The sequence below is a fragment of the Hugonella massiliensis genome, from assembly GCA_001486445.1.
Taxonomy (GTDB): Bacteria; Actinomycetota; Coriobacteriia; order Coriobacteriales; family Eggerthellaceae; genus Hugonella; species Hugonella massiliensis.
This window is the reverse complement of record LN908986.1, coordinates 1,450,032-1,475,894: the sequence shown is the minus strand read 5'-3', so window position 1 is coordinate 1,475,894 and position 25,863 is coordinate 1,450,032. Positions and strand designations below refer to the sequence as shown.

Genomic DNA, 25,863 nt, shown 5'->3' with positions numbered 1-25,863 from the left:
CCTTCTCGGCGGGTGCGAATGGGAAGACGGGCGCGTGCGCCTTTCCCTTTCTCTTATACACTTCTTGTTGGGTATAAGTGCCGGGTGGCAGGGTCAACCTGCGGGACGGGGCGAGGCGCTTCGCTGTCGCCCCTGTCGCGGGTCGCATTCCACCTGCGGGGCGGGGCGCGTTCCCTGCGGTTGCACGGCGAAACGAAAACGGCGTCCCTATGGCATGCCGATCAAGTTTTCGAGCTGATTTCCGAATATTTGAGCAATTTAATAAACATATATCAATGATGTGTTTATCAATGAGGCTGAAAATTGCGAATCGCTGCCGATATTCCTCGAAAACTCGATTGGCACGCCATTTGCGCGCTCTGAGCGTGAACGGGTCGCCTCGGGTGCGACAGCCAGCGCTCGCGCGGTGGGACGGGCACGGCCCGCGGCTCCCGTGCACGAAAACGAAACGGGCTCCAGACGGTGCCTTCTTACGTGGAAGCGGCGCGGGCAACCGAATCGCCCGCGCCGCTTCCGCACGCTTCTTAGGGGAACGCCCCCCTACTTGGACGCTTCCTCGTCCTCTTCGTCATCGTCGTCGAAGAAGCTCCAGTCGTCGTCGGTCTTCTCGTGGTTCTTGTAGATCTTGCGCGTGCGTCGTTCCATGATCACGCAGGCAAGCAGACAGACCACGATGGCGATAGCGAACAGCGCGCCCAAGCCGGCGTACGTCTCGAACAGGAAGTGGTACATGCTGTCGAAATCCATACAGGTGCCTCTCGTAGAAAATGTCGGCGATTCGTGCGCCGGGGAAACTCGTTTCAGCTGGTAGAGTATACTATTCGTTTGTAACTCGAAGCAATTTCGGGCATTGTTCGAACAAACGCCATGCTATAGCTCTTGTGCAGGAGGATTCATGCTGGACGCACGTTTTGTCAGAGAAAATTTGGAACTGGTTGAAACGGCGATGAAGAACCGCAACCATGAGTGGGATTCCGCCCGCTTCACCGAGCTCGACGAAGCCCGCCGTGCGGCCATCACCGAACAGGAGGCCCTGCAGGCCGAGCGCAACGCCAAGTCGAAGGAAATCGGCAAGCTCATGGGCCAGGGCAAGAAAGACGAGGCCGAGGCCGCCAAAGAGCAGGTGCGCGTCGTCAACGAAAAGCTCGAGGCCCTTACCGCCAAGCGCGAAGCGGCCGAAGGCGAGCTGCACCATATCCTCATGACCACGCCCAACATCCCGCATGAGACCACGCCGGTGGGCAAGGACGAAACCGAGAACCCCGAAGTGCGCCGTTGGGGCACCCCGCGTGATTTCGAAGCCGAGGGCATGGAGATGAAGCCCCATTGGGATTTGGGCGCCGACCTCAACATCATCGACGCCGACCGCGCGATCAAGCTTTCCGGCAGCCGTTTCGTCCTGCTCGGGGGCATGGGTGCCCGCCTCGAGCGCGCGCTCATGAACTTCATGGTCGACTCCCATGCCGCGCACGGATTCAAGGAATGGTGGACCCCCTATCTGGTGAACAAGCAGACCATGACGGGCACCGGTCAGCTTCCCAAATTCGAAGAGGACCTGTTCAAGACCAAGGACGAAAGCCTTTACCTGATCCCCACCGCCGAAGTGCCGTTGACCAACATCCATGCCGGCGACGTGCTCGACGCCAAGGACCTGCCCCTCTACTACACCGCCTTCACCCCCTGCTTCCGCGAAGAGGCTGGCTCGGCGGGCCGCGATACGCGCGGCATCATCCGCGTGCACCAGTTCGACAAGGTCGAAATGGTGAAGTTCGCCACGCCCGAAACCTCCTACGACGAACTGGAAAGCCTCACCAACGAAGCCGAATACATCCTCCAGCAGCTCAAGCTTCCCTATCGCGTGATCAGCCTGTGCACGGGCGACCTGGGCTTTTCTGCCGCCAAGACCTACGACGTGGAAGTCTGGATGCCCAGCTACAACGCCTACAAGGAAATCAGCTCCTGCAGCTGCTGCGGCGACTTCCAGGCCCGCCGCGCCAACATCAAGTACCGCGACCCCGAAAACTTCAAGGGCACGCGCTACGTCCACACCCTCAACGGCTCCGGCCTGGCCATCGGCCGTTGCATGGCGGCCCTCATGGAGAACTACCAGAATGCCGACGGCACAATCACGGTGCCCGACGTTCTCGTTCCCTACATGGGCGGCGTGAAGGTCATTGAACCGCAGAAGTAGCGGCGCGCCTTCGCGCAGCTCCTCGCAGGCATACGGCCGCGTGCAGCCGAGCGACCCCCGGGGTTCGCAGGCCGCGCGCGGCCGCGCGCGCTCCTCGCACGCAGCGAGCGCGCACACGCATGCAGCCCCCGCCGGCGTCGGCCGCATGCCCCGCATGCCCGAGCGCCGACGTCATCCCGTGCGTCGCGCAGTCGTCGCCGTCCTCCTCGTCGCTCTGGCAGCCCTTGTCGCCTTCTCGCTCTATACGGTGTGGAACACCTGGTTTCGCTACGACGACGCGGCGGATTTCCAGGGCACCTGGACCTCTTCGGAAGGTGCTGTCCTCACGATCGACGCCAACCAGATTCATGTCTCCGACGACGTGGCCTACGCCTACGTGCTCGACACGCAGGCAAAAACGCTCACCTTCACCTTCGGGACGTCGGAAGGCCACGCCTCCTATCGCTTCAACGAAAACCGCACGCGCATCGTGCTCGACGAGGACAACGGCACCAACTGGCCGATCGTGCTCCATCTGCAGGACGACGACGTCATCGACGCCGCCCCCAGCGACGTGCCGAGTGGCATGACCGTGCTTGCGCGGTCGGACGACTAGCATGGCGGACGCCTTGCGCATCGTGCGGTTCTCGGTGAAGCGCGACCGCATTGCCTGCTTCGTCGAAGCCCCCGATCCCGCACGGCGCTACACCACGCCGGCGATCGCCCGCGCGGCAGCGCTTTCCCGCCCGCATCTGCCGGCGCACGCCTGCGTCAACGAGGCGGGCGGCACCTTCGCGAGCGTCATGACCCGCACCTCGCTCGCGCATCTGATGGAACATGTGGCGATCGATCTGATGGTGGAACGGTCGGCGCGCGACGACGCCCTGTTCGCCGGCACGACGGATTGGGTCGACGCGGCGCGCGGACGCGCCCGCATCGAGGTTTCCTACGCAGACGACCTCGAAGCCCTGAGGGCTCTCACCGAAGCCGCCCGTTTCGTGAACCGGTTGGTGGGGTAGGGCGCTACTGCAGGATGTGGCGCCGCCGTGCGGGCACATTACGCCTTGGCAACTGCGCGCGGGCGCGCACGGGCGAGCGCTTATAATGACGAGCGAAACGTGCGACATGGCGCACGGTCCACCGAGCATTCGGACTGCACAGCGGTCGAAGGAGGAGACATATGAAGGGTAAATTGGGATTCTTCCTGGCAGGCGGCGTCGTGGGCGCGGTCTGCGCGCTGCTCTACGCTCCGCGCAGTGGCGCTGAAACGCGCGCCCTCGTGGCCGACAAAGCCAACGAGGCGTGGGGTACCGCCCAGCACTACGGCAACGAAGCGCAGATCCGCGGCAAGCAGTTCTACAGCGACGCCGTCGCTCGTGGACACGAGGCCTACCAGACGGCGAGCGAAGGCGCCCGCGCCACCTACGGCAAGGCCTGCGATTCCGCCCAGGACGCGCTGGGTGCAGCCCGCTCGCGCGTCGACGAAATCCGCGGCAACGCAACGCCTGTGGTCGTCGAGCGCAACGACGAGCTTCGCGACAAGATCGAAGCGGCCCGTGCCCGTATCGCCGCCCAGGTAGCGGCCAACGCCGCCAAGACCGCCGACGTCGAAGCGGTGGCCGCCACCGACGCAACGGTCGCCGATGCCCCGGCCCAGACGGCCGAGGCTGCCGAGGCGGCTGAAACCCCGGCCGACGCATCGAAGGCCGACGCGGAATAGCGGATTTGGGATGAGGGCGCCCGTCACGGGCGCCCTTCGCATGTTCAAAAGGGTGCAGGATGGAAATTTCGAAGACCTACTCGACCAAAGACCTCTACGGAACGCGCGTGGTGGGCGGCAAGAAGGGGACCAAGCGCATCGGCAAGGTGCGCCACTTTGTCTTCCACCCCTCCGAGAAGCGCTGCCTGGGCTTCTTCGTGAAACGCCCCGATTTGCTGTGGATGTTTCGCCGCAAGGACCTGTTCGTCCCTATCGACGGGTTCGAATGGGAAGACGGGCGCGTGCGCCTTTCCAACGTGAACCTGAAAGGCTACAACGGTCCGGCCGTCTGCAAGGAGCTGGGCATCGAGTGGGACCGCTGCACCATGTGGGAGGCGATGCCCATCCTCACCGAGGACGGCGAAGCCTTCGGCCGCGTGGGTAGCGTCGAATTCCTCAAGCAGAGCGGCAAGGTCACGTCGATCGTCGCCGACAAGGGCGCCCTCGACAAGGCCCTGCTCGGTCAGCTTGAAATCCCTGCCGCCTATATCCGCGGCTTCAAGCTGGGCGTGGGCGACACCGCGATCACCAGCGACGCCGAACCCGAAGAGGGCGAGGTGCAGACGGGCGCCATCCTCGTAGCCGACGAGGTGCGCGACATCGTGGTCGAAGGCGGCCTGGCCGCGAAGGGCGGCAAAGCCGCTGCGGTGGCCCAGAACAAGGTTCACGAAGCCAAGGAAAAGGCCGCGCCCAAGGTGCACGAGGCGGCCCACGCCGCCGATGAGGCCTCGCAGAAGGCCGCCTACCTCACCGGCCGTCAGATCGGCCGCACCAAAGGCATGTTCGCCGACTTCAAGAACAACTTCGACAAGGCCCTCCACGGCGAAGACGACGAAGCGAAAGGCGAGTAGCCCGTATGCAGCACCAGCGCACCAACGCATCCCCCGACGTCCCCGCGCGTGCGAATGACAAGGGTCGCACGCGCAAGCGGAGGGTCACCAAATCCGATGCGGTGAAGGCCGGCGGCCTTATCGCCTTCCTGGTGATTTCGGCGTTGGTGGTCGTGCTCCTGTGGCCTTATCTGGGCCTGCTCTTCGAAGACGGTGGGCTCGAGCTCATGGTGGCGAAGATCCACGAGGCGGGCCCCCTGGGCGTGTGCGTGCTGCTCGCCCTGCAGTTGCTGCAGATCATCGTGGCCTTCATCCCCGGCGAAGTTGTCCAGGTGGCCGCCGGCATGATCTACGGCCCCTGGGGCGGTTCGGCGATCATCCTGCTCGGTTGCATGCTGTCGACTTTCATCATCTACCAGCTCGTGCATCGTCTGGGCCAGCCCTTCGTGGCCGATATGGTGCCTATGGAGCAGCTGGGAAAGATTCACACGTTCGAGCAGAGCGGCCGGCTCGACGTCATGGTCTTCATCCTCTTTCTGATCCCCGGCCTTCCCAAGGACGTCTTCACCTACCTGGTGCCCCTTACCGAAATGCCCACGGGCCGCTTCATCGCGATCACCACGGTGGCCCGCATCCCGGGCGTGTTCATGAGCACGTTCGCGGCGGCGGGAATCGCCGACGGCCAGTACGTGCAGAGCATCGCGATTTTCGCCGTGGTGACCCTGCTCGCCGTCATGGCGCTCGTTTTCCACAAGCGCATCATGAACTTCAGCGGCGTGAAAAGGGTCGCGTCGTCAGACGATCCTGTCGCAGACGCGGGGGCGGCAGGCGACGAATCCGAAACCGCTGCCCCGAAGACGGGAGATGGGAAGCGCGCATGAGCACCGAAGAGGGCAAAACGACCGCGCACCCCGCGCCCTTCGTTCCAAAGCGCAGCCGCGTGACGGCGGCCCTGCTCGCGATCTTCTTTGGGGGATTGGGGATGCACAAGTTTTATCTGGGCTACATCCAGACCGGCTTCATCGTGCTTGCGGTGTCTGTCGTGGGGTCGCTCGTGTCCTTCGGGACCGCCTTCATCGTGATGGCGGTGGTGGGCGTGATCGAAGGCGCGCTCTACCTGACCTGCTCGCCCGCAGAATTTGAAGACACCTACGTGCGCGCGCGACGCGAATGGCTCTAGGCGGCCGCCCCTTTGGTTTTTTCCCTCAACCGTACGCGGGCTGCGGGCAATCGAGATACAATACCAAGGTGCGCGATGCACGCGCCTTCGATGTGACATTCCATCGTTTTCCAAGGAGGAAAATCCATGCCCACCATTACCCGTGATCAGGTGAAGGTTCCCGTAGACGTGATGCCCGAATCGCGTGAGACCTATATCGACAATTTCATGAGCGCCACGCGCGGTACCGGCCGCCTCATGCTGTTCGCGTGCGACCAGAAGATCGAGCACCTCAACGGCGACTTCTACGGCGAAGGCATTGACCCCTCCGACGCCGACCCCGAGCATCTGTTCCAGATCGCCAGCCAGGGCACCATCGGCGTCATGGCCGCCCAACGCGGTCTGGTCGCCCACTACGCCATGGACTATCCCGAAATCAACTACCTGGTGAAGGTCAACTCCAAGACCAACCTGGTGAAGGGCGCCCAGGACGACCCCTACAGCCCGCAGCTGCACGAGCTCGACGCCGTGCTCGCCATGCGCGACGCCGGCGTGAATATCGTGGGCATCGGCTACACGATCTACCTGGGCAGCGAATACGAGGCCACGATGATGGCCGAAGCCGGCGAGCTCATCGCCGAAGCGCATGCCGCCGGTCTGATCACCGTTCTGTGGATCTACCCCCGCGGCAAGGCGGTGGGCGATCGCGAGAAGGCGCCCGAAACCATTGCCGGTGCAGCGGGCGTGGCCCTGTGCCTGGGCGCCGACTTCGTGAAGGTCAACCCGCCGGTGGCCACCGAAGGGGCCAGCTCCGCCGAGAACCTGCACATCGCCTCCGTCGCTGCCGGCCGCTGCGGCCTGGTGTGCGCGGGCGGCTCGAAGGCCGATGCCAACGAGTTCCTCACCAACCTCTACGACCAGATCCATGTGGGCGGCGCCTGCGGTAATGCGACCGGCCGCAACATCCACATGCGTTCGCTCGACGAAGCGGTGCGCCTGACCAAGGCCATTTCGGCCATCACCCTGGCCGACGCTTCGGTCGACGAAGCCGAAGCCGTCTTCCGCGGCGAGAAGGACTTCTCGCTGTAGGCATCTCGATCAAAGGCGATCGATGGGCGCGGGCCTTAACGGGCTCGCGCCCTTTTTCGTTGGCGGGGCGATTGGGCGGCCGCCGCTGCAGGCCGGTCGCATCCCGTGCATCCGGCCCCGGCGGCGCTTCCGCGTCCCCTTCCGCTGCCGCGCGCCAACTTCTTTGCCGAGAGCGCGATCCTCTGAGCCGTGGGCGGCGAATCTGCAGGTATAATCGTTCGCGTTTGACGGTTCGGTATCAAATCGGTTTCAGTGAAGGAATACACGATGGAACAATCTCTTGACGCCTTCTTCAAGATCAGCGAGCGCGGCTCGTCGGTCCGTACCGAGGTTATGGGCGGTATCACCACCTTCCTCACGATGGCCTACGTGGTCGCCGTGAATCCGGCCATGCTCGGTCTTACGGGGATTCCGTTTACCGCAGCGCTCACCGCGACCTGCTTCGGCGCGGCCATCATGACCGCCCTCATGGGTCTGGTGGCCAACCGCCCCTTGGCCCTCGCTTCGGGCATGGGCCTCAACGCGGTCGTCGTCTACAGCATCTGCTTGGGCCAGGGCGTCGACTGGCGCATCGCGATGAGCTGCGTGGTCTTCGAAGGTCTGATCATCTTGATCCTCGTGCTCGCCGGTCTGCGCGAGGCGATCATGAAAGCCATCCCCGCCAGCTTGCAGCATGCGATCGGCATCGGCATCGGCCTCTTCGTCGCTTTCATCGGCCTGAAGGGCGGCACGCTCATCGTGGCGAGCGAATCCTCCTACATCACCATGGGCGTTATCTCGTCGCCCACGGCGATCGTCGCCATCATCTCCATCGTGTGCGCTATCGCTTTCACCGTTCTCAACGTCCGCGGCGGCCTGCTGCTCTCTATCCTGATCGCGACGGTGGCGGGCATCCCGCTGGGCGTGACCCCGCTGCCCACCGAATGGAACTTCGGCTTCGACTTCAGCGCGTTCGCCGCCCCTCTGCAGACCACGCCCGACGGCGCCGTGGCCATTGTGGAAATGATGACCCAGCCGATTCTGTGGCTGTTCGTCTTCAGCATGCTCATGAGCGACTTCTTCGACACGATGGGCACCGTGTTCGCCGTGGGGCAGAAGGCCGAGTTCTCGCATCCCGACGGCAGCGTCGACGACATGCACAAGATCCTCACCATCGACTCCATCGCCGCTATGGTCGGCGGCTTCACGGGCGGCAGCTCGATCACCACGTACGCCGAAAGCGTGTCGGGCGCGACGGCCGGCGCGCGCACGGGCCTGTCGAGCCTGATCGTGGCCGTGCTGTTCGTCCTGTGCGCCTTCCTCGCCCCGATCGTGGGCATGATCTCGTCGTCGGCCACCTGCGGCGCCCTCGTCGTGGTGGGCTACCTCATGATGAGCGAGATCGGCGCGATCGAATGGCACAATCCTGCTATGGCCATTCCGTCCTTCCTGGTGATCGCTGGCATTCCCATGACCTACTCGATCACCGACGGCATCGGCTTCGGCTTCATCTTCTACTGCTTCATCATGCTCGTGCAGGGCAAGGCCAAGCAGGTCCACCCCCTTATGTGGGGCGCTTCTGCAGCCTTCCTCATCGCCTTCCTGCTCATGTAGGGCGCACGCGCTTTCACGTGAAGGCCCCGTCGGATCGCCGGCTGCGGGGGGGGGTACGCCCTCCTGCAGACGCGACCGGCGGGGCCTTCGTGCGTGGTCGTCCCTTCAGCTTGCTTTCAGCGGCCTTGGTAAAATGAGGGGCGATTCGTACGAAAGGCGGGACCATGCAGATTCTCGTGGTTGAAGACGACAAACGGTTGGCGGATGCCCTCGTTGCCATTCTCGAAAACGCCGGCTACCAGGCCGAAGCCGTCTACGATGGCCAATCGGGCCTCGCGTACGCCCAGAGCGGGCTTTACGCCTGTATGGTGCTCGACGTCATGCTCCCGAAGATGAACGGATTCGACGTGGCCACCCAGCTTCGCCGCGAGAACAACAGCATCCCCATCCTCATGCTCACCGCCCGCAGCGCCCTTTCCGACACGGTCGGCGGGCTCGATGCCGGTGCCGACGACTACATGACCAAGCCTTTCGCCCCCGTCGAGCTGCTCGCCCGCATCAGGTCGCTCACGCGCCGCCAGGGCGAGGTGGTCTTCGAGAGCCTGTCCTTCGGCGACGTGAAGCTCGACCTGGATTCTTACGAGCTTTCCTGCGCGGCGAAAAGCATCCGCCTCAGCAAGAAAGAATTCGGGATCATGAAGATCCTCATGTCGAATCCCACGCGCGTGACCTCGAAGGACGCCCTCATCACCGAGGTGTGGGGCTACGATTCCAATGCCGACGACAACAACGTCGAAGCCTACATCTCCTTCTTGCGCAAGAAGCTGCGCTTCGTGGGCTCTTCGGTGCGGATTGTTTCCCTGCGCAAGCTGGGATATCGCTTGGAGGCCGACGGTGAAGAAGAAGCCTAAGGCGAAAAGCGAACGCGACCTCCTCGTTTCCTTCCGGCGGCAGTTCGTCGTCGCCAACGTGGTCTTCGTCGCCCTCGTGCTCGCCGTCGCCACGGTGGCGGTCGGCGTGTTCACCTTCCAAAAGAGCGAGGGCGCCGTCTACGATTCCCTCCAGCACCGCGTGACCACCAACCAGGGCCTTCGGGCCTCGGGCGCGCTCGGCAAGGCGATCCTGCAGTCGGAGCGATCCTACCTGGGGGACGGCGGCGAGACGGGCGGCGCCCGGCGCGATGCCGCAGGCGATATCACGGTTGCCACCTCTTCCTATTTCATCGGCTGGGACGGGGCCTATACGACCTACGAAGACGTGCTCGACCTCGACGCGTCGACGCTTTCGAGTGCCCTGTCGTCCGTCTACGGGCTCGCAAGCTCGTCGGGGGGCTTGAGCGTTCGGGGAAAGCTGAGCTCGCTCAACCTCTATTTTGTCGCCCTGCCCACCGACGACGGCGTCGACGTGGCGCTTGCTTCGACGGGGCTCGTCGAGCGGAGCGTCCTTTCGGTGGTGGGGGCCATGGCGGGCGCCTCGCTAGGGATTCTCGCCGTGATCTTCATCGCGAGCATGGTACTTTCGAAGCGTGCGGTGGCTCCGGTTGACCGGGCCTGGCGTCGCCAGCGCCAGTTCATCGCCGACGCGAGCCACGAGCTCAAGACCCCGCTCACGGTCATTCTTGCCAACAACGCGCTTCTGCGCGAGAGCCCCGAACAGACGGTGGCGAACCAGATGAAGTGGATCGACAGCACCGACACCGAAGCCCACCTCATGCAGGGACTCGTCGACGACATGCTCTACCTGGCCAAGGTCGAAGACGACGGGGCCGCAGTGGTGAACGACCGCGTCGATATGGACGAAGTCGCCGAAGGGGTGGTTCTCACGTTCGAATCGGTGGCTTTCGACCGCGGCCTTGAACTGGAATCCCACATCGCCCCCGGCGCCTTCGTCCTGGGGCAGCGCGACCGCCTTGTGCGGATGCTTGCCACCCTGGTCGACAACGCCTGCAAGTACGCAGACGCGGGAGGCAAGGTTGACGTGGACCTCGCCGTGAGGGGCGGGCAGTGCGTGGTGCGCGTGCGCAACACGGGCGCGCCGATCGCAGCGGAAGACCTCCCGCACCTCTTCGACCGCTTCTACCGGGCCGACAAGGCGCGCACGAGCGGCAAGGGCGGCTACGGCTTGGGCCTTTCGATCGCTCAGACGATCGCGCGCGACCATGGCGGCGACATATCGGCGGCAAGCTCGGCCTCTGACGGAACCGTCTTCACCGTGACCCTTCCCCTGGCGAAGTAGAGGAGCCGCCACGCCTGTGACGTGCGGGTTTCTGCTCGCTTTTTCGAGCGCTGTGTCCCCAAATGAGCCGTTTCGTTGCAGCTCTACTAAATCCGTGCGGGAGCGCCACACCGTTCGGTTATAGTCGAGGGTGGAGAAGCAGTAGAGCAGCGCACGGGGAGAGAAGCGTGGGCGCGTCCGAACATGAAGCACAAGGCCAGCTACAGAACGATTGGCCCGTAGAGTTTACCCATTTCCAATGGGCGTATTTCGGTTTGGCTATTCCGCAGGTGTGGTCCTTCGAGGCCGTCCATCAAGCGGCGCTTGGCCAGGCGGGCGCACGCGTTCCCCTCGTCTTCTTCGTGGCCCTTTCGATCGGCATGCTGCTGTTCATCGTGCTGCACCACGTGGCCGGCGATCGTGCCAACGCGGTGCTGGGCGCGCCCGCGTCCATCCTCATGGCGGCTTCCACGGTGCCCCTGCTCGGTATCGTGCAGCTGCCCGAGCCTGCGATTCTCGCCGGGGCGGCGGCGGGCGGGGTGGCTACGGCCCTCTCTTACCTGTCGTGGGCGCCGCTCTACGCCAAAATGGACCTGCGCGACGCGGTTGCTTGCACGTTCGGGGCCATGTTCTTCGGGTGTGCGGCCAAGCTCGCCTTCGACCTGCTCGTCCTTCCCTGGACCTGCCTGCTCATCGCTCTTCCCCTGGTGTCCCCCCTGCTCCTGTCTAAGGCGCGCACAATCGTTCCCGCCCCGCGCGTGGCGCCCCAGCTCTACTTCCAGAGCGCAAAAGAGGCTTTTCCCCTCGTCATTCTGCTCGGTGTGGCGGTGTGCTCCTTCATCATCGGCATGGCGTCGACGGTGGCGATCGCCCCGTCGTACACGCCCCGCTGGCAGCTTTCGCTCGTCCAGCACGGGGTAGAGATGTGCGCCGCCCTCATGGTCATCTGGTGGGTGTTTTCCTTCCGTGGCAAGCTGCACTACACCAACATGTGGCGGGCCATCGTGATTATCGTGGCCACCGCCTTGCTCTTCCTGCCCAATATCGGCCCCGATTTCGTCGGCTGGGTGCTCGTCCTCGTGGCCGTCGACCAAAGCCTGCTCGTTGCCGTCATGTGGACCATGCTCGCCGACGTGTCGCACCACAGCAAGGTATCTCCCTCTACGGTCTTCGGGTGCGCCTGGGTCGCCTATGCGCTGCCGGTCGCCGTGGGCAACGGCGTGGGCTCGGTAGTGGCGGCGCAGGCCAACGCCTCGTTTCTGGTGGCCCTTCTTTCGTACGTGCTCACGGTGACGGCCATCCTCACGCTCAACGACCGCAACTTCATCGAAGGGCGCCTTTTCCGCGACCTCGATACCGCCGTGCCCGGCCAGGTGACCTTCGAATCCATCGACGAGAAGTGCGCCGAAATAGGCACCGCCCACAAGCTCACCAAGCGCGAGATAGAAGTGATGAAGCTCCTCTGCAAGGGGCGGTCGAAGTCCTACATCGCCGAAACCCTGTTCATTTCGGAAAACACCGTGCGCAGCCATGCGCGCCATATCTACCAGAAGCTCAACGTCCACAGCAAGCAGGAGATGATGGACCTCCTGACGGGCGGGGGCGATCGCTAGGGGCGGGCGCGGCTGCTCGCGTGTGCGAGCGGCATGGCGGCGCCCCGCGCTCGGGATGCGGCGCGCTTTGGGGCGGCGCCCGCGGGCTGGCAGAAATTGGCCGATGTGCAGTCGATTTCGAGGGCTGCTGGCAGAGATGTGCCGAAATGTAGTTCCCGATTCGCGCCGAATCGCGCGAATCGGGTCTCTTGGCGGCTTCGCCGGTTGCAAAACCCCAGGTCATTGATTAAGCGGGCCAAGCCCGCCCGCGAGGGTGCGGCTGGCGCACACCGCATTCCGTGCGATTTCAGCCAGCGGGCGGCGAAAACGACCGCATTCTGCGCAATTTCAGCCATCTGATGGAGGCTTCGGCGGACGGCGCCCGGACGGATTGGCCGGGGAGCGGTGCTCCCAAGCCGGACGGGGCGACCCCGGTGCGTAGCGCACCCCACGGGGTGTGGCATGGGTGCCCAGATACGAACAACGCCCCTCAACAGGGGCGTTGTTGCATTCGAAATGGTGCCCGAGGCGAGAGTCGAACTCGCACATCCGAAGATAGCGGTTTTTGAGACCGCCGCGTCTGCCATTCCGCCACTCGGGCGCTTGGCCGATTATAGCAAAAGGTGCGCTCTCTCGAGGGTAAAATAGGCGCGAGAGAAATGAGGGCCAATGATTGATCAAACTTTCGATGCCGAACTCGATGCCTATCTCGACGCCCATTGGGACGAAATGGTGACCGACCTCGACTCCCTGGTGCGCATCCAAAGCGTGGAAGATCCGGCGACGGCCGGCCCCGGCGCCCCCTTCGGCCAGGGGCCCGCTCGCGCCCTGCAGGCGGGGCTCGACCTGTGTGCCCGCTTCGGCGCCCGTCCCGAAAACCTCGACGGGTATTGCGGGGTGGCCGATTTCCCGGGCGAGTCCGCGACGCAGATCGGCGTCATCGGCCATCTGGACGTCGTACCGGCGGGAGAGGGCTGGCATTTCGATCCCTGGCGCGTCACCCGCACCAAGGGCTACCTCATCGGCCGCGGCACGGGCGACGACAAGGGGCCCCTGCTTATGGCCCTGCATGCGGCGCGCTTTCTTTTCGGCCGTTCCGGCCGCTTCCCCTACACCCTCCGCTTCATTTTGGGAGCGAACGAGGAAACGGGCATGGCCGACGTGCGACATTTCCACGAGGTCTACGCCGACCCGGCCCTTGTCTTCACGCCCGACGACGAGTTCCCCGTCTGCTACGGCGAGAAGGGGCAGCTGCAGGGGGCCTTCGCCTGTCCCGTGCCCGCCGATGCCCGCGTCGAGCGCTTCACGGGCGGGATGGCCCTCAACGCGGTGCCGGCTCGGGCGGAAGTGATTGTGCGGGCCGACCAAGCACCCGCTGCCTCGCGCATCACGGCAGAGCCTGCCGGGCCGGGGCGCATGCGCCTTGTGGCCCAGGGCGTGCAGGCGCACGCTTCCACGCCCGAAGGCGGGGTGAACGCGATCCACCTTCTCGCCGCCTATCTGCTCGAACATGATCTGTGCGCGCCGTCAGAGCGCCCCTGGTTCGAGCTCGTCGCGCGCGCGAGCGGTGCGAGTGACGGGTCGTCGTTCGGCATCGCCTCGTCCGACGACGCCTTCGGCCCGCTCACGATGGTGGCCGGTTTGGCAAGCGAAGCGGAAGGGGAGCGCCGCCTGACGATTGACGTCCGCTTCACGTCGGCGTTGCCGGTCGAAGCGCTGCAGGAGGCTCTCGATGCGCAGGCGGCCGACTGCGGGGCCTGTTGGGAGGCCACGCGGGTCGAACCCGTCTTCCTCATGGATCCGCAAGGCGATTTCATCCGGGCGCTCGCGCACAGCTATCGCGACGTGTCGGGCGACGACCAGCCGCCCTTCACTATCGGGGGCGGTACCTATGCGCGCAGCTTCGCCACGGCGGCCGGGTTCGGCTCGGCGGTGCACGGGGAAGAAATCCCCAGCTGGGTGGGCGGTATGCATGCAGCCGACGAAGGCGTGCCCGAAGACCAGCTCAAGCAGGCCTTCAAGGTGTACGCCGTCGCCCTCGATCGGCTTATGAAGCTCGATTTGTAGAAACGCCTGCGCAGGGGGGGCGCATGCAGGTGCACGCATGCGCCCCCCCTGCTTTTGTAAATTGTTCGAACCTAGTTGGCAAACTGAAGTAATGCGGTATTATTACTAGCAAATAGGAGTAATTCTTATTGCTGGTGTCGATTGCACGAAGATGCCGCGCCTCGTCGCTCCCAGTTGCGCGAGGTTGCTAGAATGCGTGCGTACATGACGCCGTTTTGGCTACCGTAAGACGAGGATCGTATGAACAGGTTCGAACAGCATTCTCAGGGGCGCGCCGTCCCCTCGCAAGCCGCATGGGTAGGGCGCCCCAACGCATATCGCACGGCGCCCTCCGCAGCGGGGGCTTCTGCTGCCCGCATGCCCTTTACCCGTGCGAACGGTGCTTCTGGCGTGCGCACGGGCCAGCGGGCGATGCCGGCCGCGGCTGGGGGTGCGCCCCTTCGCGGCTCGCAGCGCATGGCCTTCGCCGGCGGCCCCCAACCGCCGCGCCCTCCGCAGCCCGCCCCCGTTTCCCCCACGCCCCATATGCCTGCTTCGGCCCAGGCGCCCAAGCAGAAGAGCAAGGCCCCGAAGATCGTGGCGATCATCCTGGCCGTGCTCGTCGCCATCTACGTGGTGGGCATCGTCGTCTTTTCCAACATCTTCTATCCCCACACCACCTTCGCCGGGAAAGACATCTCCCTGCAGGGGCCGCAGGCCATGGCCTCGCTCGCCGACGACCTGGCCGACAGCTACACGCTCGCCGTGTCGGGTGACGATCTCGACTTCACGCTCACCAGCCAGCAGATCGGTCTGAAGGTCGACGGGAATGCTGAAGCCAAGAAGGCCCTTGAAGCCAACCAGGCCTGGCAGTGGCCGGTGCAGGTCTTCCTTCAGCACGACGAGTCCACGGTGCTCGACAACGACTACGACAAAGACAAGGTGTCCCAGCTCGTTGGCGAGCAGGTCGACCAGTACAACAAGAAGGCCGCCGACCCGGTGAACGCCACGATCGGCTACGACGACGCCTCGGGGTCCTTCAAGGTCGTGCCCGAACAGCCCGGCACCAAAATCGATGGCGACGCGGCCGTTTCCGCGGTCGATACGGCTCTGGGCGGCATGCTCTCCCAAGTGAAGCTTTCCGATGCCCAGCTCGTGCAGCCCACCGTTCTTTCCACCGAACCGGGACTCGCGTCCGCTGCCGAACAGGCCAACGGCTTCCTGGGCGCCGACGTCGAGCTCGTGCTGGGTTCGTCTGCCATCCATGCCGGCGAGGTCGGGCCGAGCCAGATCGCGAAGTTCGTAACGGTCGGCGACGATTACACGGCCACGCTCGACGAGAGCGCGATCGATTCCTGGGTGTCCGATTTCGTCGACACGGTGAACACCGTGGGCACCACCCGCCAGTACCAAACGGTCAACGACGGCGTGATCGGCGTTTCCGGCGGCACGTACGGCTGGAAGGTCGACAAAGACCAGTTCGCGAGCGATCTGAAGGACGCCATCAACAACCATACCCAGGGTCAGCTCAAGGTTGCCACCACGAGCGAAGGCTATACCTGGAAGGGCGTGGGCCAACCCGATTGGGGCGCCCATGCCGAAGTGGACATCTCGGCCCAGCACGCCTGGTTCTTCGATGTCGACGGAAACCTGGTCTGGGAGTCCGACATCGTTTCGGGCAAGCCTGGCCACGACACCACCCGGGGCATCTTCCGCATCTTCAAAAAGCAGAGCCCGGGTACGCTGACCGGCAAGATCGACCCGGCAACGGGCAAGCCCGAATACGTCACTCAGGTGCAGTATTGGATGCAGTTCACCACCGACGGTATCGGCTTCCACGATGCGAGCTGGCAGGCGGCCTTCGGCGGCACGCGCTACCAGCAGGGCTACGGCTCGCACGGCTGCTGCAACCTGCCTCCCGCGAAGGCGGCGGCCCTCTACGACCTCATCCAGATCGGCAACGCCGTCATCGTGCACGACTAACGTCTTGCACCCTCGCCACGGGTGTGGCAAGATAGACCAACGTTTGGGCGATTGGCGCAGCGGGAGCGCGGCTGCCTTACAAGCAGTAGGTCGCAGGTTCGAACCCTGCATCGCCCACCATTTCACCTGCAGAGCCGGGAGCGGAAACGCCCCGGCTTTCTTTATATGCAAGCGGGTGCGACCGTGCGAATGGGAGCGGGCACGCAGAGTAAACTTTGCAATATAGTGCATTTGCGGCCGTTATCACGAAAAAAGTGGCCTTCCGAAGCGTAAAACTATTATCTCCGTGCAAAAAGGAAGTAAACTATGGTCAGGAGATGATTGCATGGCTCAGTTTGCACGTGATGATGTCATTCTGTACGGCTCGAACGGCGTCTGCCGTATCGACGAAATCGAAGAACGCGATACGGGCGCGTACTATTCGCTCAGCTCCGTGCACAAACGCCATACGAAATTCCTCGTGCCGGTCGACAACGAGCATCTGGTGGGCCGCATGCGCCCCCTGCCCGAAAAGCAGGCCGTGCTCGACGCGATCGAGGGGGCCAAAGACGCCACCCTTTCCTGGATCAAAGACAACGACGCCCGTCGCGCCCACGCCCGCCACGTCATCGATCAGGGCTCTATGCTCGAGCTGCTCGTGTTGGAAAAGACGTTTGCCCTTCATAAGCAGAAGGTGACCGAAATCGGCAAGCGCAGCACGTCGAGCGACTCGAGCATTCTGCGCAACGCCCAGGACCACATCCGCGATATCTTTTCGGTGGTCCTTGGCATCGAGCCCGGAGAGGTCGACGACTTCATCGCTTCCAAGTAGGGGCCCCGTGGTCCCGTCGGCGGTTGCGCAGGCGGAAACACGGCGTTCGTCTGCGGTTTTGTGCTACAGTGAAATCATGCCCAGCCGATAGTTAGGGGTTTCAGATGTATCGCAACATCCTTGTTCCGTATGACAAATCCGACCATGCGAAGACCGCCCTGAAGACCGCCGTCGAAATGGCGCGCGAAACCGAAGGTGGCAAGGTGACCGTGCTCTACGTCGCCGAGCTTCCCGATTTCGACGACCCGACCTTCGAAGCCGCCGCCCAGATGGCCGGCGTCGCCCGTTTTTCCGAAGCGGACACCCTTACCATGCAGCGCACCTTCTACGCCCAGCAGAAAGACGCGCTCATCGAGAATACGAAGGGCATTGTGGGTGATTTCAAAGACGTCGTCTATCGCGTCACCTCGGGCAAGCCGCATGATGAAATCGTCGGCTTCGCCAAGTCTGGCGAGTTCGACCTGATCGTCATGGGCAACCGCGGCTTGGGTGCCCTGCGCGGCGCGCTCGGCTCGGTGAGCTACGCGGTGCTGCGTTCGGTCGATATCCCGGTGCTCATCGTCAAGTAGCCCGGCAGTCACACGAATCTGTGCGCACGCGCACCCTTTTCGGGGTGCGCGTGCTTTGCGTAAGGGGGTCACGTGAAGCTCGAACACGCTGACATCTGCATCATAGGGGCCGGCCCGGCCGGTATCTTCACGGCCTTATCGCTGCTCGAAGAGGGCGACGCGCGCCATATCGTCCTCATCGACCGCGGGCTGCCAATCGAGCGGCGTCATTGCCCCAAGGCCGAAACGGGCCGCTGCGTGAACTGCGACCCCTGCCGCATCACGACGGGCTTTTCGGGGGCGGGCGCCTTTTCCGACGGCAAGCTGTCGCTTTCGCATGAGGTGGGCGGCGACCTGCCCGACCTGGTAGGGGCCGACCTGGTGGAGCGCACGATCGACCGCGTCGACGGCCTCTATCTGAAGTTCGGGGCCGACACCCATGTCGAGGGGGTGGGCGATAAAGACGCGGTGGCCCAAATCCGCCGCCGGGCGATTGAAGCGGGCCTGCAGCTGGTCGATTGTCCCATCCGCCATCTGGGCACCGAACGCGCTCAGGAAATTTACGCCCGCATCGAGCGTTATCTGGTCGATGCGGGCGTCGACCTGCGGTTTTCGGCCACCTGCCGGCAGCTTGTCATCGAGGGCGACGCCTGCAAGGGGGCCGTCTTCGTGCAGGGCGGGGAGACCGTCGAAATGCGCGCCGACCACACGATCGTCGCCTGCGGGCGGCGCGGTGCCGGCTGGTTCGACCAGCTCTGCCGCGAACACGGCATCGCGCACGAAGCGGGCCCGGTCGACATCGGCGTGCGCGTGGAAGTGCGCAACGAAATCATGGAAACGGTGAACAACGTGCTCTACGAGAGCAAGCTCATCGGCTATCCCTTGCCCTACAAAAACAAGGTGCGCACCTTCTGCCAGAATCCGGGCGGCTTCGTGTCGCAGGAAAACTACGACGGCGGCCTGGCGGTGGTCAACGGCCACTCCTACAAGGAGCGCAAGTCGTCCAACACCAATCTGGCCATCCTCTGCTCGCAGAACTTCCGCGAGCCCTTCGACGAGCCCATCGCCTACGCCCAGTTGGTGGGCAGGCTCACCAACATGCTCGGCGCGGGACATATTCTCGTCCAGCGCCTGGGCGATATCGTCGACGGCAAGCGCACCTGGCCCAAGGAACTTTCGCACGCCAACGTGCGGCCTACCCTGCCCGACGCGGTGGCGGGCGACATCACGGCCGCCATGCCCTACCGCGCGATGACCAACATTCTCAACTTCATGTTCGCGGTCGATAAGGCCATCCCCGGCTTTGCCGCGCGCGAGACCCTGCTTTACTCGCCCGAGTTGAAGTTCTACAGCAACCGCGTGAAGATGGACGCCCGTTTCGCCACGAGCCTGCACGGCCTGCACTGCCTGGGCGATTCGAGCGGGTGGACGCGCGGCCTCATGATGAGTTCGGTCATGGGCTATCTTATGGGGAAGGAACTAGCGGGTGTGGCAACGGAAGGAACTGCCCATGTGCGATAACGTGAAACTCGCGGCCGACGGAATGTCGGTGCGCATCCTCGACCAGACGCGGCTGCCCAACGACGAGGTCTATCTCGACCTCACCACGGCCGAAGCCTGCTATGACGCGATTGCCCGCCTGGCCGTGCGCGGGGCGCCGGCGATCGGCATCTTCGCCGCGGCGGCCTTCGCCATGCTCGCCAAGCGCGCGCCGATGGGCACGGGCGAGGAGTTCCGCACCCATATGCAGCAGATGGCCGACTACCTGAACGCGAGCCGCCCAACCGCGGTGAACCTTTCGTGGGCTCTGCGCCGGATGATGGGCGTGCTCGACGCGCATGCGGGCGAAGGTCGCCCGGCGATCGAAGCGGCCCTTGTGACCGAAGCGCGCGCCGTGCAGGACGAAGACGTGCGCACCTGTAAGCGCATGGCCGAATTGGGCCTGTCCCTCATCGAGGACGGCTGGGGGCTCATCACCCACTGCAATGCGGGCCCGCTGGCCACGAGTGCCTACGGCACGGCGCTCGGCCCCATGCTTCTGGGTCACGAGCGCGGCATGAGCTTCCACGTCTACGCCGACGAAACGCGGCCGCTTCTGCAGGGGGCGCGCCTCACGAGCTACGAGCTCGACCGCGCGGGGGTCGATGTGACGCTGATCTGCGACAACATGGCGAGCATCGTGATGAAGCAGGGTTGGGTGCAGGCCTGCTTCGTGGGCTGCGACCGGGTGGCGGCCAACGGCGATGCGGCCAACAAGATCGGGACGAGCGGGCTGGCTATCATCGCCCGCCACTATGGCGTGCCCTTCTATGTGATGTGCCCGTCGTCGACGCTCGATTTGGCGTGCGCGACCGGCGACGACATTCCCATCGAGCTGCGCGATCCCAACGAAATCAAGACCATGTTCTACGAGCGCCCCATGGCGCCCGCAGGCGTGACCTGCTACAACCCGGCCTTCGACGTGACCGACCACGAGCTCATCACGGCAATCGTAACGGAGCGCGGCATCCTGCGCCCGCCCTTCACCGAGAGCATCGGGGCCCTGTTCGCCTAGCCCTCGGCGGAGCACGGCGGGGCGCTAGACCGTAACGAAGCGCACGTCGGCAACGGCGCCGTCTTCGATTTCCATGATTGCGATGCTCGGGTCGCTGCCTCCGCGCGGGCGGGTGGTGCTGCCGGGGTTTACGTAGAGCACATTCCCGATCCGCTGATTGCGCGGGATGTGGGTATGCCCGTGGACGACCACCTGCACGTCGGGGGCGGGCACACCCACGTCTTCGGGCCGGTGCACGATGAGGAACTTCACGCCTCCGATCGTGGGCGAAGCCCAAAAGGGGGCGTCGATGCGCCCGTAATCGTTGTTGCCCATCACGCAGATCACGGGTGCGACCGTCTGCAGCTCCCACAGAAGTGGTTCGCGTTCCACGTCGCCTGCGCAGATGATGCGGTCGACCCCCTGCAGGGCCTCGACCGCGGCCCCGGGGAGCTTGCCGTGCAGGTCGGACACAATCCCGATTTTCATGTAATTCCCCTTTTCGCGTGCGACGTCCGATTTTCGGCTTCATAATACAGTCATTATGAGTGAATACATCGAAGGAAAACGCCCCGTTATCGAAGCGCTGCGCACGCACGTGCCCATCGAGGCCGTGCTGCTCGCCGACAACGTGAAGCGCGACGCCCTTATCTCCGACATCCTGCGCAAGGCCAAGGCGCAGAAGGTTCCCGTGCGCACGGTGCGCCGGGCCGACCTCGACCGCATCAGCGCCCGCGGCAGCCATCAGGGCGTCGCGGCCCAGGCAAAGCCTTTCCCCTACGCGGGCATGGGCGACGTGCTGGCCCATGCCGAGGCTCAGGCCGCCCGCACCGACGGCCGCGCCCTCATCGTGGCGCTCGACCACATCACCGACGCGGGCAATCTGGGCGCCATCGTCCGCAGCGCCGAAGTGGTGGGCGCCGCCGGCGTCGTGATCCCCAACAAGCGGTCGGCCCAGGTGACCGCCGCCACCTACAAGAGCTCGGCGGGTGCCGTGGCCAATATGCCCATCGCCCAGGTGGCCAACCTGAAGCAGGCGCTCGAGCGTTGCAAGGAAGCGGGCTTCTGGGTCGCCGGCGCGAGCGAAAAGGCCGATCAGAGTATCTGGGATGCCAACCTGAAGGGCAAGATCGTCCTCGTCATGGGCAACGAAGGCGAGGGGCTGGCCCGCCTCACCCAAGAGACCTGCGATTTCTTGGTCGCCCTGCCCCAGATGGGCAAGACCGCCTCGCTCAACGTGGCCCAGTCGGCCACGGCCTGCATGTACGAATGGCTTCGCCAGAACGAACGGGCGTAAGTCCGCTATGAAGGCGCGCGACAAAGTCCTCATCGTCGACGGCTACAACATCCTGCGCAGCGGGAGCCGCTATCGCTATCTGCGCGAGAACCCCGACTGGACCGACGAGTGGTTCAACAAATCGCGCGAGGTTCTCATCAACGATGTGATCGCCTACATGGGGCGCGACTATGCCACGGCCTACGTGGTCTTCGACGGCACCGACAACCCCTATTCCACGGGCGAAGCCGAAATCATCGGCGGCGTGAACGTGGTCTTCTCGCCGGCCGGCACCACCGCCGACACCGTGATCGAAAAGCTCTCGCATGATGCGCGCGAACGCAACCGGGAAGTAATGGTGGTCACGAGCGACGCGAGCATCCAGGATGCCGTGTTCGGCTTGGGCGTCGACCGCATGAGCGCCGACGGCTTTTCGCGCGAGGCCCAGCTGCTCGACGAGGAAACCGTCCAAGACGAAGCCCCGTGCGTCAAGCGCAAGAACACGGTGGCCGAACGCATCAGCCCCGACACCCTGGCCAAGCTCAAGGCCCTGCGCGACGGCCATGCGTAACGGGTAGGGAAGGGCTGCGCACGGAGGTAGCGACCGCTCGTCAGCGTCGTCGAATACCCCCGAAAACCACGCGGATTCACCCCGCATGTAGCACAAAACCACATCAGATATCCACGGCTTAGAAAAAAATTTCTTGACTTCCTCTTGACAGGAACGTATCTTTGGACATTGCGACTTTTCGCACATGTACGGATTTTTCTGAAGGAGGAAAAGCCCCGTGGCGCAAGCACAAAATAACGCTCCCACCAGCCTTTATAGGAGCCGCAGAAGCTTCGCGAAGATCCCGGCCGTCATGGACGTCCCCAACCTCATCGCCATTCAAACGGAAAGTTTCAAATGGTTTCAGAATGAAGGTCTCGACGAGGCGTTCCAGGACATCTGCCCGATCGAGAGCAACACCAAGAACATGCGCGTCGAAATCGGCAAGCATGAGTTTGGCGAGCCGAAGTACACGGTCGACGAATGCCGCCTGAAGGACGTGACCTACCAGGCCCCCCTGTTCGCCGAAGTGCGCTTCATGAACCTCGAGACCGGCGAGATCAAAGAGCAGGACGTCTTCATGGGCGACTTCCCGCTCATGACCCCGCGCGGCACCTTCATCATCAACGGCACCGAGCGCGTCGTCGTCTCCCAGCTTGTGCGTTCGCCCGGCGTCTATTTCGGCTCCGAGCGCGACAAGACGAGCAACGCGACGCTCTACAACGCCAAGGTCATTCCCTCCCGCGGCGCCTGGCTCGAGTTCGAAACCGACAAGCGCGACATCCTTTCGGTCCGCATCGACCGCAAGCGCAAGCAGCCGGCCACCTTGCTGCTGCGCGCCCTGGGCCTGGCAGAAACGCGCGAGGAAATGGTGGAGTGCCTGGGCGAGTCGGAAATGGTGCTGCGCACTCTCGACCGCGACCCGGCCACCACGCGCGACGAATCCCTCATCGAGCTCTACAAGCGTTTCCGTCCGGGCGAACCGCCCACGATCGACTCGGCGCGTACCCTGCTCGACGGGCTCTTCTTCAACCCGCAGCGCTACAACCTCGCCAAGGTGGGCCGCTACAAGATCAACAAGAAGCTCGGCTTCGACGCCGAAAACGATTCCTCCACGCTGACCACGGACGATATCGTGGCCACGATGCGCTATATCGTGGCTCTGCACGACGGTGAAGAAGGCTATGTCACCGACGATATCGACCACTTCGGCAACCGCCGCATCCGTACGGTGGGCGAACTCATTCAGAACCAGTTCCGCATCGGCCTGTCGCGCATGGAGCGCGTGGTCCGCGAGCGCATGAGCGTTCAGGAGCCCGACGACATCACGCCGCAGAGCCTCATCAACATCCGCCCGATCGTGGCATCGATCAAGGAATTCTTCGGTTCCTCCCAGCTGTCCCAGTTCATGGACCAGTCGAACCCCATCGCCGGCGTCACCCACAAGCGCCGCCTTTCGGCCCTGGGCCCCGGCGGCCTGTCGCGCGAGCGCGCAGGCTTCGAAGTCCGCGACGTCCATAACTCCCACTACGGCCGCATGTGCCCGATCGAAACGCCTGAAGGCCCCAACATCGGCCTGATCGGTTCGCTCGCGAGCTACGCCCGCGTCAACCCCTACGGCTTCATCGAGAGCCCCTACCGCCGCATCGTCGACGGCAAGGTGACCGACGATATCGACTACCTCACCGCCGATGAGGAAGAGAACCACGTCATCGCCCAGGCCAACGAGCCCTTCGACCCCGAAACCCGCGTGCTCGGCCGCATGGTCGACGGCGAATTCGTCGAAACCCGCCGCGTGCTCGCTCGTACGAAGAACTCCCACGGCGAATTCGGCGACCCTGCCGAAGTGCCCGTGTCGATGGTCGACTACATGGACGTGTCCCCGCGCCAGATGGTGTCGGTGGCCACCTCGCTCATTCCCTTCCTGGAACACGACGACGCCCACCGCGCCCTCATGGGTTCGAACATGCAGCGTCAGGCCGTGCCCCTGCTGCGCCCGCACGCGCCGCTCGTCGGTACCGGCATCGAACACCAGATCGCGGTCGACTCCGGCGAGATCCTCGTCGCCCAGAACGCCGGCGTGATCGACTACGTCGACGGCGAGGTCATCAACGTCCTCACCGACGACGGCGAGTACGACGAGTATCTGGTGCCCAAGTTCCAGCGCTCCAACCAGGGCTACTGCATCAACCACAAACCGATCGTCCGCAAGGGCGACCGCGTCGAGAAGGGCGACGTCCTCGCTGACGGCCAGTCCTGCGACGGCGGCGAGCTCGCTCTGGGCCAGAACCTCCTGGTCGCCTACATGCCCTGGGAAGGTTACAACTACGAGGACGCCATCATCATCTCCGAGCGCGTCGTGGCCGAAGACCTTCTCACGAGCATCAACATCGCCGAATACGAAATCGATGCGCGCGACACCAAGCTGGGGCCGGAAGAAATCACCCGCGAAATCCCCAACATGGCCGATGAAATGACCACCGACCTCGACGCCGACGGCGTGATCCGCGTGGGCGCCGAAGTGCACCCGGGCGACGTGCTCGTGGGCAAGGTCACCCCCAAGGGCGAAACCGAGCTCACTGCCGAAGAGCGCCTGCTGCGTGCCATCTTCGGTGAAAAGGCCCGCGAAGTCCGCGACACGAGCCTGAAGGTGCCCCATGGCGCCGGCGGCCGCGTGATCGGCATCCATCGCTTCAGCCGCGAAGCCGGCGACGAACTCGCTCCCGGCGTCAACGAACAGGTGCGCGTCTACGTTGCCCAGAAGCGCAAGATGCAGCAGGGCGACAAGATGTCCGGCCGTCACGGCAACAAGGGCTGCGTCTCTCGCGTGCTTCCCGTTGAAGACATGCCCTACCTGGCAGACGGTACCCCCGTCGACATCATGCTCAACCCCCTGGGCGTGCCTTCCCGTATGAACGTTGGCCAGCTGCTCGAATGCCACCTGGGCTGGGCCGCCAAGTGGGGCTGGGACGAAGAGCCCAACTCCGACAAGGCCGTGCACGGACCCATGTTCGTGTCGACCCCGGTCTTCGATAGCGCGACGGAAGACGAAATCGCCGACGTTCTGCAGAAGACCAACCGCAACCTGGTCAACCTGGCCAAGGAAAAGTACGGCGAGCATGCGCGCGAGGAATTCGTGCCCCAGCTCAACAAGTTCGGCAAGACCACCCTCTACGACGGCCGCACGGGCGAACCCCTGCGCGAGCCGATCACCGTGGGCTACCCCTACATGCTGAAACTGGGCCATATGGTCGACGACAAGATCCATGCCCGTTCGACCGGCCCCTACAGCCTCATCACGCAGCAGCCCCTGGGCGGCAAAGCTCAGTTCGGCGGCCAGCGTTTCGGCGAGATGGAAGTGTGGGCCCTCTACGCCTACGGCGCGTCGAACGTGCTGCAGGAAATCCTCACGGTCAAGTCCGACGACACCGTGGGTCGCGTGAAGACCTACGAGGCCATCGTCAAGGGCGAGAACATGCCCGCCCCCGAAGTGCCCGAATCGTTCAAGGTGCTCATCAAGGAAATGAAGTCCCTGTGCCTGAACGTCGAGCTCGAAGGCCACAACAACGAAGTGCTCGACGTGTCGGAAACCCACGAACCCGAAGGCGCTGGCAAGCACATCTACGACAACATGGAAGCCGAAGCCAAGAAGACCGAAGAGGACGAAGACAGCGCTCTCGACAGCCTGGTCGCGGCGCTCGACGGCCTCATCAGCGACGATCTGAAAGACAGCGACAATGGCAACGACCTTATCGGCGGGGAGGAGTAAG

Annotated in this window: 23 protein-coding genes and 2 tRNA genes; 22 read left to right on the top strand and 3 right to left on the bottom strand. The window is 64.0% G+C overall.

Annotation, left to right across the window (positions count from 1 at the left end):
- Positions 1-540: 540 nt before the first annotated feature.
- A complete protein-coding gene (locus BN3270_RS09125) occupies positions 541-747 on the bottom strand; it encodes a DUF6724 family protein (protein WP_058986769.1) in 207 nt (68 codons plus the stop codon).
- Between the two features lie 148 nt (positions 748-895).
- Between BN3270_RS09125 and serS the strand changes: the two genes are divergently transcribed.
- From serS to BN3270_RS09065, 12 genes are all read left to right on the top strand, one after another.
- Positions 896-2,191: a serine--tRNA ligase gene (serS, locus tag BN3270_RS09120; RefSeq protein ID WP_058986768.1), complete on the top strand. Its 1,296-nt coding sequence runs from the start codon at positions 896-898 to the stop codon at positions 2,189-2,191.
- Positions 2,192-2,369: 178 nt separating this feature from the next.
- On the top strand, positions 2,370-2,786 hold the full coding sequence (locus tag BN3270_RS09115) for a hypothetical protein (RefSeq protein WP_167551336.1): 417 nt from the start codon (positions 2,370-2,372) through the stop codon (positions 2,784-2,786).
- A 1-nt stretch (position 2,787) separates the two neighbouring features.
- A complete protein-coding gene (locus BN3270_RS09110) occupies positions 2,788-3,189 on the top strand; it encodes a cyanophycin synthetase family protein (protein WP_058986766.1) in 402 nt (133 codons plus the stop codon).
- Between the two features lie 161 nt (positions 3,190-3,350).
- Positions 3,351-3,890 (top strand): YtxH domain-containing protein, encoded by a 540-nt coding sequence (locus tag BN3270_RS09105; RefSeq protein ID WP_058986765.1) that lies wholly within the window; start codon positions 3,351-3,353, stop codon positions 3,888-3,890.
- A gap of 59 nt (positions 3,891-3,949) precedes the next feature.
- Positions 3,950-4,780 carry a hypothetical protein gene (locus BN3270_RS09100; RefSeq protein WP_058986764.1) on the top strand — a complete coding sequence of 277 codons (831 nt, stop codon included), beginning with the start codon at positions 3,950-3,952 and terminating at the stop codon, positions 4,778-4,780.
- A 5-nt stretch (positions 4,781-4,785) separates the two neighbouring features.
- Positions 4,786-5,640 (top strand): TVP38/TMEM64 family protein, encoded by an 855-nt coding sequence (locus BN3270_RS09095; RefSeq protein ID WP_082673460.1) that lies wholly within the window; start codon positions 4,786-4,788, stop codon positions 5,638-5,640.
- Positions 5,637-5,939 (top strand): TM2 domain-containing protein, encoded by a 303-nt coding sequence (locus BN3270_RS09090; protein ID WP_058986763.1) that lies wholly within the window; start codon positions 5,637-5,639, stop codon positions 5,937-5,939. Before BN3270_RS09095 ends, BN3270_RS09090 begins: the two co-directional genes overlap by 4 nt.
- Positions 5,940-6,065: 126 nt before the next feature.
- The gene (locus BN3270_RS09085; RefSeq protein WP_058986762.1) at positions 6,066-7,007 is read left to right on the top strand and encodes a beta/alpha barrel domain-containing protein; all 942 of its coding nucleotides are present in this window, start codon (positions 6,066-6,068) and stop codon (positions 7,005-7,007) included.
- A 267-nt stretch (positions 7,008-7,274) separates the two neighbouring features.
- Positions 7,275-8,600, top strand: coding sequence for an NCS2 family permease (locus tag BN3270_RS09080; protein ID WP_058986761.1), 1,326 nt, complete (start codon positions 7,275-7,277; stop codon positions 8,598-8,600).
- A gap of 164 nt (positions 8,601-8,764) precedes the next feature.
- Complete coding sequence (locus BN3270_RS09075; protein WP_058986760.1) at positions 8,765-9,451, top strand: response regulator transcription factor; 687 nt, start codon at positions 8,765-8,767, stop codon at positions 9,449-9,451.
- The gene (locus tag BN3270_RS09070) at positions 9,435-10,775 is read left to right on the top strand and encodes a sensor histidine kinase (RefSeq protein ID WP_058986759.1); all 1,341 of its coding nucleotides are present in this window, start codon (positions 9,435-9,437) and stop codon (positions 10,773-10,775) included. Before BN3270_RS09075 ends, BN3270_RS09070 begins: the two co-directional genes overlap by 17 nt.
- A gap of 254 nt (positions 10,776-11,029) precedes the next feature.
- The gene (locus tag BN3270_RS09065; protein ID WP_058986758.1) at positions 11,030-12,367 is read left to right on the top strand and encodes a response regulator transcription factor; all 1,338 of its coding nucleotides are present in this window, start codon (positions 11,030-11,032) and stop codon (positions 12,365-12,367) included.
- A gap of 496 nt (positions 12,368-12,863) precedes the next feature.
- Here the strand turns inward: BN3270_RS09065 and BN3270_RS09060 are convergent.
- Positions 12,864-12,947: transfer RNA gene (locus BN3270_RS09060), tRNA-Leu, on the bottom strand.
- Positions 12,948-13,015: 68 nt separating this feature from the next.
- On the opposite strand from BN3270_RS09060, the gene BN3270_RS09055 reads away from it, so the two are divergent.
- The 7 genes from BN3270_RS09055 to mtnA all read left to right on the top strand — a co-directional run bounded on the left by BN3270_RS09055 (position 13,016) and on the right by mtnA (position 20,288).
- A complete protein-coding gene (locus BN3270_RS09055) occupies positions 13,016-14,413 on the top strand; it encodes a Sapep family Mn(2+)-dependent dipeptidase (RefSeq protein ID WP_058986757.1) in 1,398 nt (465 codons plus the stop codon).
- A 240-nt stretch (positions 14,414-14,653) separates the two neighbouring features.
- Positions 14,654-16,375: a L,D-transpeptidase family protein gene (locus BN3270_RS09050; RefSeq protein WP_058986756.1), complete on the top strand. Its 1,722-nt coding sequence runs from the start codon at positions 14,654-14,656 to the stop codon at positions 16,373-16,375.
- 45 nt (positions 16,376-16,420) lie between these two features.
- A tRNA-Val gene (locus BN3270_RS09045) sits at positions 16,421-16,495 on the top strand.
- A gap of 205 nt (positions 16,496-16,700) precedes the next feature.
- The gene (locus tag BN3270_RS09040; protein ID WP_058986755.1) at positions 16,701-17,186 is read left to right on the top strand and encodes a CarD family transcriptional regulator; all 486 of its coding nucleotides are present in this window, start codon (positions 16,701-16,703) and stop codon (positions 17,184-17,186) included.
- Between the two features lie 104 nt (positions 17,187-17,290).
- On the top strand, positions 17,291-17,755 hold the full coding sequence (locus tag BN3270_RS09035) for a universal stress protein (RefSeq protein ID WP_058986754.1): 465 nt from the start codon (positions 17,291-17,293) through the stop codon (positions 17,753-17,755).
- A 72-nt stretch (positions 17,756-17,827) separates the two neighbouring features.
- Positions 17,828-19,255 carry an NAD(P)/FAD-dependent oxidoreductase gene (locus BN3270_RS09030; protein ID WP_058986753.1) on the top strand — a complete coding sequence of 476 codons (1,428 nt, stop codon included), beginning with the start codon at positions 17,828-17,830 and terminating at the stop codon, positions 19,253-19,255.
- A complete protein-coding gene (gene mtnA, locus BN3270_RS09025; protein ID WP_058986752.1) occupies positions 19,245-20,288 on the top strand; it encodes an S-methyl-5-thioribose-1-phosphate isomerase in 1,044 nt (347 codons plus the stop codon). The genes BN3270_RS09030 and mtnA overlap by 11 nt, the downstream gene beginning before the upstream one ends.
- Positions 20,289-20,312: 24 nt before the next feature.
- Here mtnA and BN3270_RS09020 read toward each other — a convergent pair whose 3' ends face one another.
- Complete coding sequence (locus tag BN3270_RS09020; RefSeq protein WP_058986751.1) at positions 20,313-20,756, bottom strand: metallophosphoesterase family protein; 444 nt, start codon at positions 20,754-20,756, stop codon at positions 20,313-20,315.
- Positions 20,757-20,811: 55 nt separating this feature from the next.
- Between BN3270_RS09020 and rlmB the strand changes: the two genes are divergently transcribed.
- The 3 genes from rlmB (at position 20,812) to rpoB (ending at position 25,862) form a co-directional block, all read left to right on the top strand.
- Positions 20,812-21,564 (top strand): 23S rRNA (guanosine(2251)-2'-O)-methyltransferase RlmB, encoded by a 753-nt coding sequence (gene rlmB, locus BN3270_RS09015; protein WP_058986750.1) that lies wholly within the window; start codon positions 20,812-20,814, stop codon positions 21,562-21,564.
- A 7-nt stretch (positions 21,565-21,571) separates the two neighbouring features.
- Positions 21,572-22,114 carry an NYN domain-containing protein gene (locus BN3270_RS09010; protein ID WP_058986749.1) on the top strand — a complete coding sequence of 181 codons (543 nt, stop codon included), beginning with the start codon at positions 21,572-21,574 and terminating at the stop codon, positions 22,112-22,114.
- Between the two features lie 217 nt (positions 22,115-22,331).
- Positions 22,332-25,862, top strand: coding sequence for a DNA-directed RNA polymerase subunit beta (rpoB, locus tag BN3270_RS09005; RefSeq protein ID WP_058986748.1), 3,531 nt, complete (start codon positions 22,332-22,334; stop codon positions 25,860-25,862).
- The last annotated feature ends 1 nt before the right edge of the window (position 25,863 follow it).

What these genes read in the sequence shown, in the direction of transcription:
- BN3270_RS09125 (WP_058986769.1), bottom strand. Translation starts at nt 747, where the DNA reads ATGGATTTCGACAGCATGTACCACTTCCTGTTCGAGACGTACGCCGGC.
- serS (WP_058986768.1), top strand. Translation starts at nt 896, where the DNA reads ATGCTGGACGCACGTTTTGTCAGAGAAAATTTGGAACTGGTTGAAACG.
- BN3270_RS09110 (WP_058986766.1), top strand. Translation starts at nt 2,788, where the DNA reads ATGGCGGACGCCTTGCGCATCGTGCGGTTCTCGGTGAAGCGCGACCGC.
- BN3270_RS09105 (WP_058986765.1), top strand. Translation starts at nt 3,351, where the DNA reads ATGAAGGGTAAATTGGGATTCTTCCTGGCAGGCGGCGTCGTGGGCGCG.
- BN3270_RS09100 (WP_058986764.1), top strand. Translation starts at nt 3,950, where the DNA reads ATGGAAATTTCGAAGACCTACTCGACCAAAGACCTCTACGGAACGCGC.
- BN3270_RS09095 (WP_082673460.1), top strand. Translation starts at nt 4,786, where the DNA reads ATGCAGCACCAGCGCACCAACGCATCCCCCGACGTCCCCGCGCGTGCG.
- BN3270_RS09090 (WP_058986763.1), top strand. Translation starts at nt 5,637, where the DNA reads ATGAGCACCGAAGAGGGCAAAACGACCGCGCACCCCGCGCCCTTCGTT.
- BN3270_RS09085 (WP_058986762.1), top strand. Translation starts at nt 6,066, where the DNA reads ATGCCCACCATTACCCGTGATCAGGTGAAGGTTCCCGTAGACGTGATG.
- BN3270_RS09080 (WP_058986761.1), top strand. Translation starts at nt 7,275, where the DNA reads ATGGAACAATCTCTTGACGCCTTCTTCAAGATCAGCGAGCGCGGCTCG.
- BN3270_RS09075 (WP_058986760.1), top strand. Translation starts at nt 8,765, where the DNA reads ATGCAGATTCTCGTGGTTGAAGACGACAAACGGTTGGCGGATGCCCTC.
- BN3270_RS09055 (WP_058986757.1), top strand. Translation starts at nt 13,016, where the DNA reads ATGATTGATCAAACTTTCGATGCCGAACTCGATGCCTATCTCGACGCC.
- BN3270_RS09050 (WP_058986756.1), top strand. Translation starts at nt 14,654, where the DNA reads ATGAACAGGTTCGAACAGCATTCTCAGGGGCGCGCCGTCCCCTCGCAA.
- BN3270_RS09040 (WP_058986755.1), top strand. Translation starts at nt 16,701, where the DNA reads ATGGCTCAGTTTGCACGTGATGATGTCATTCTGTACGGCTCGAACGGC.
- BN3270_RS09035 (WP_058986754.1), top strand. Translation starts at nt 17,291, where the DNA reads ATGTATCGCAACATCCTTGTTCCGTATGACAAATCCGACCATGCGAAG.
- mtnA (WP_058986752.1), top strand. Translation starts at nt 19,245, where the DNA reads ATGTGCGATAACGTGAAACTCGCGGCCGACGGAATGTCGGTGCGCATC.
- BN3270_RS09020 (WP_058986751.1), bottom strand. Translation starts at nt 20,756, where the DNA reads ATGAAAATCGGGATTGTGTCCGACCTGCACGGCAAGCTCCCCGGGGCC.
- rlmB (WP_058986750.1), top strand. Translation starts at nt 20,812, where the DNA reads ATGAGTGAATACATCGAAGGAAAACGCCCCGTTATCGAAGCGCTGCGC.
- BN3270_RS09010 (WP_058986749.1), top strand. Translation starts at nt 21,572, where the DNA reads ATGAAGGCGCGCGACAAAGTCCTCATCGTCGACGGCTACAACATCCTG.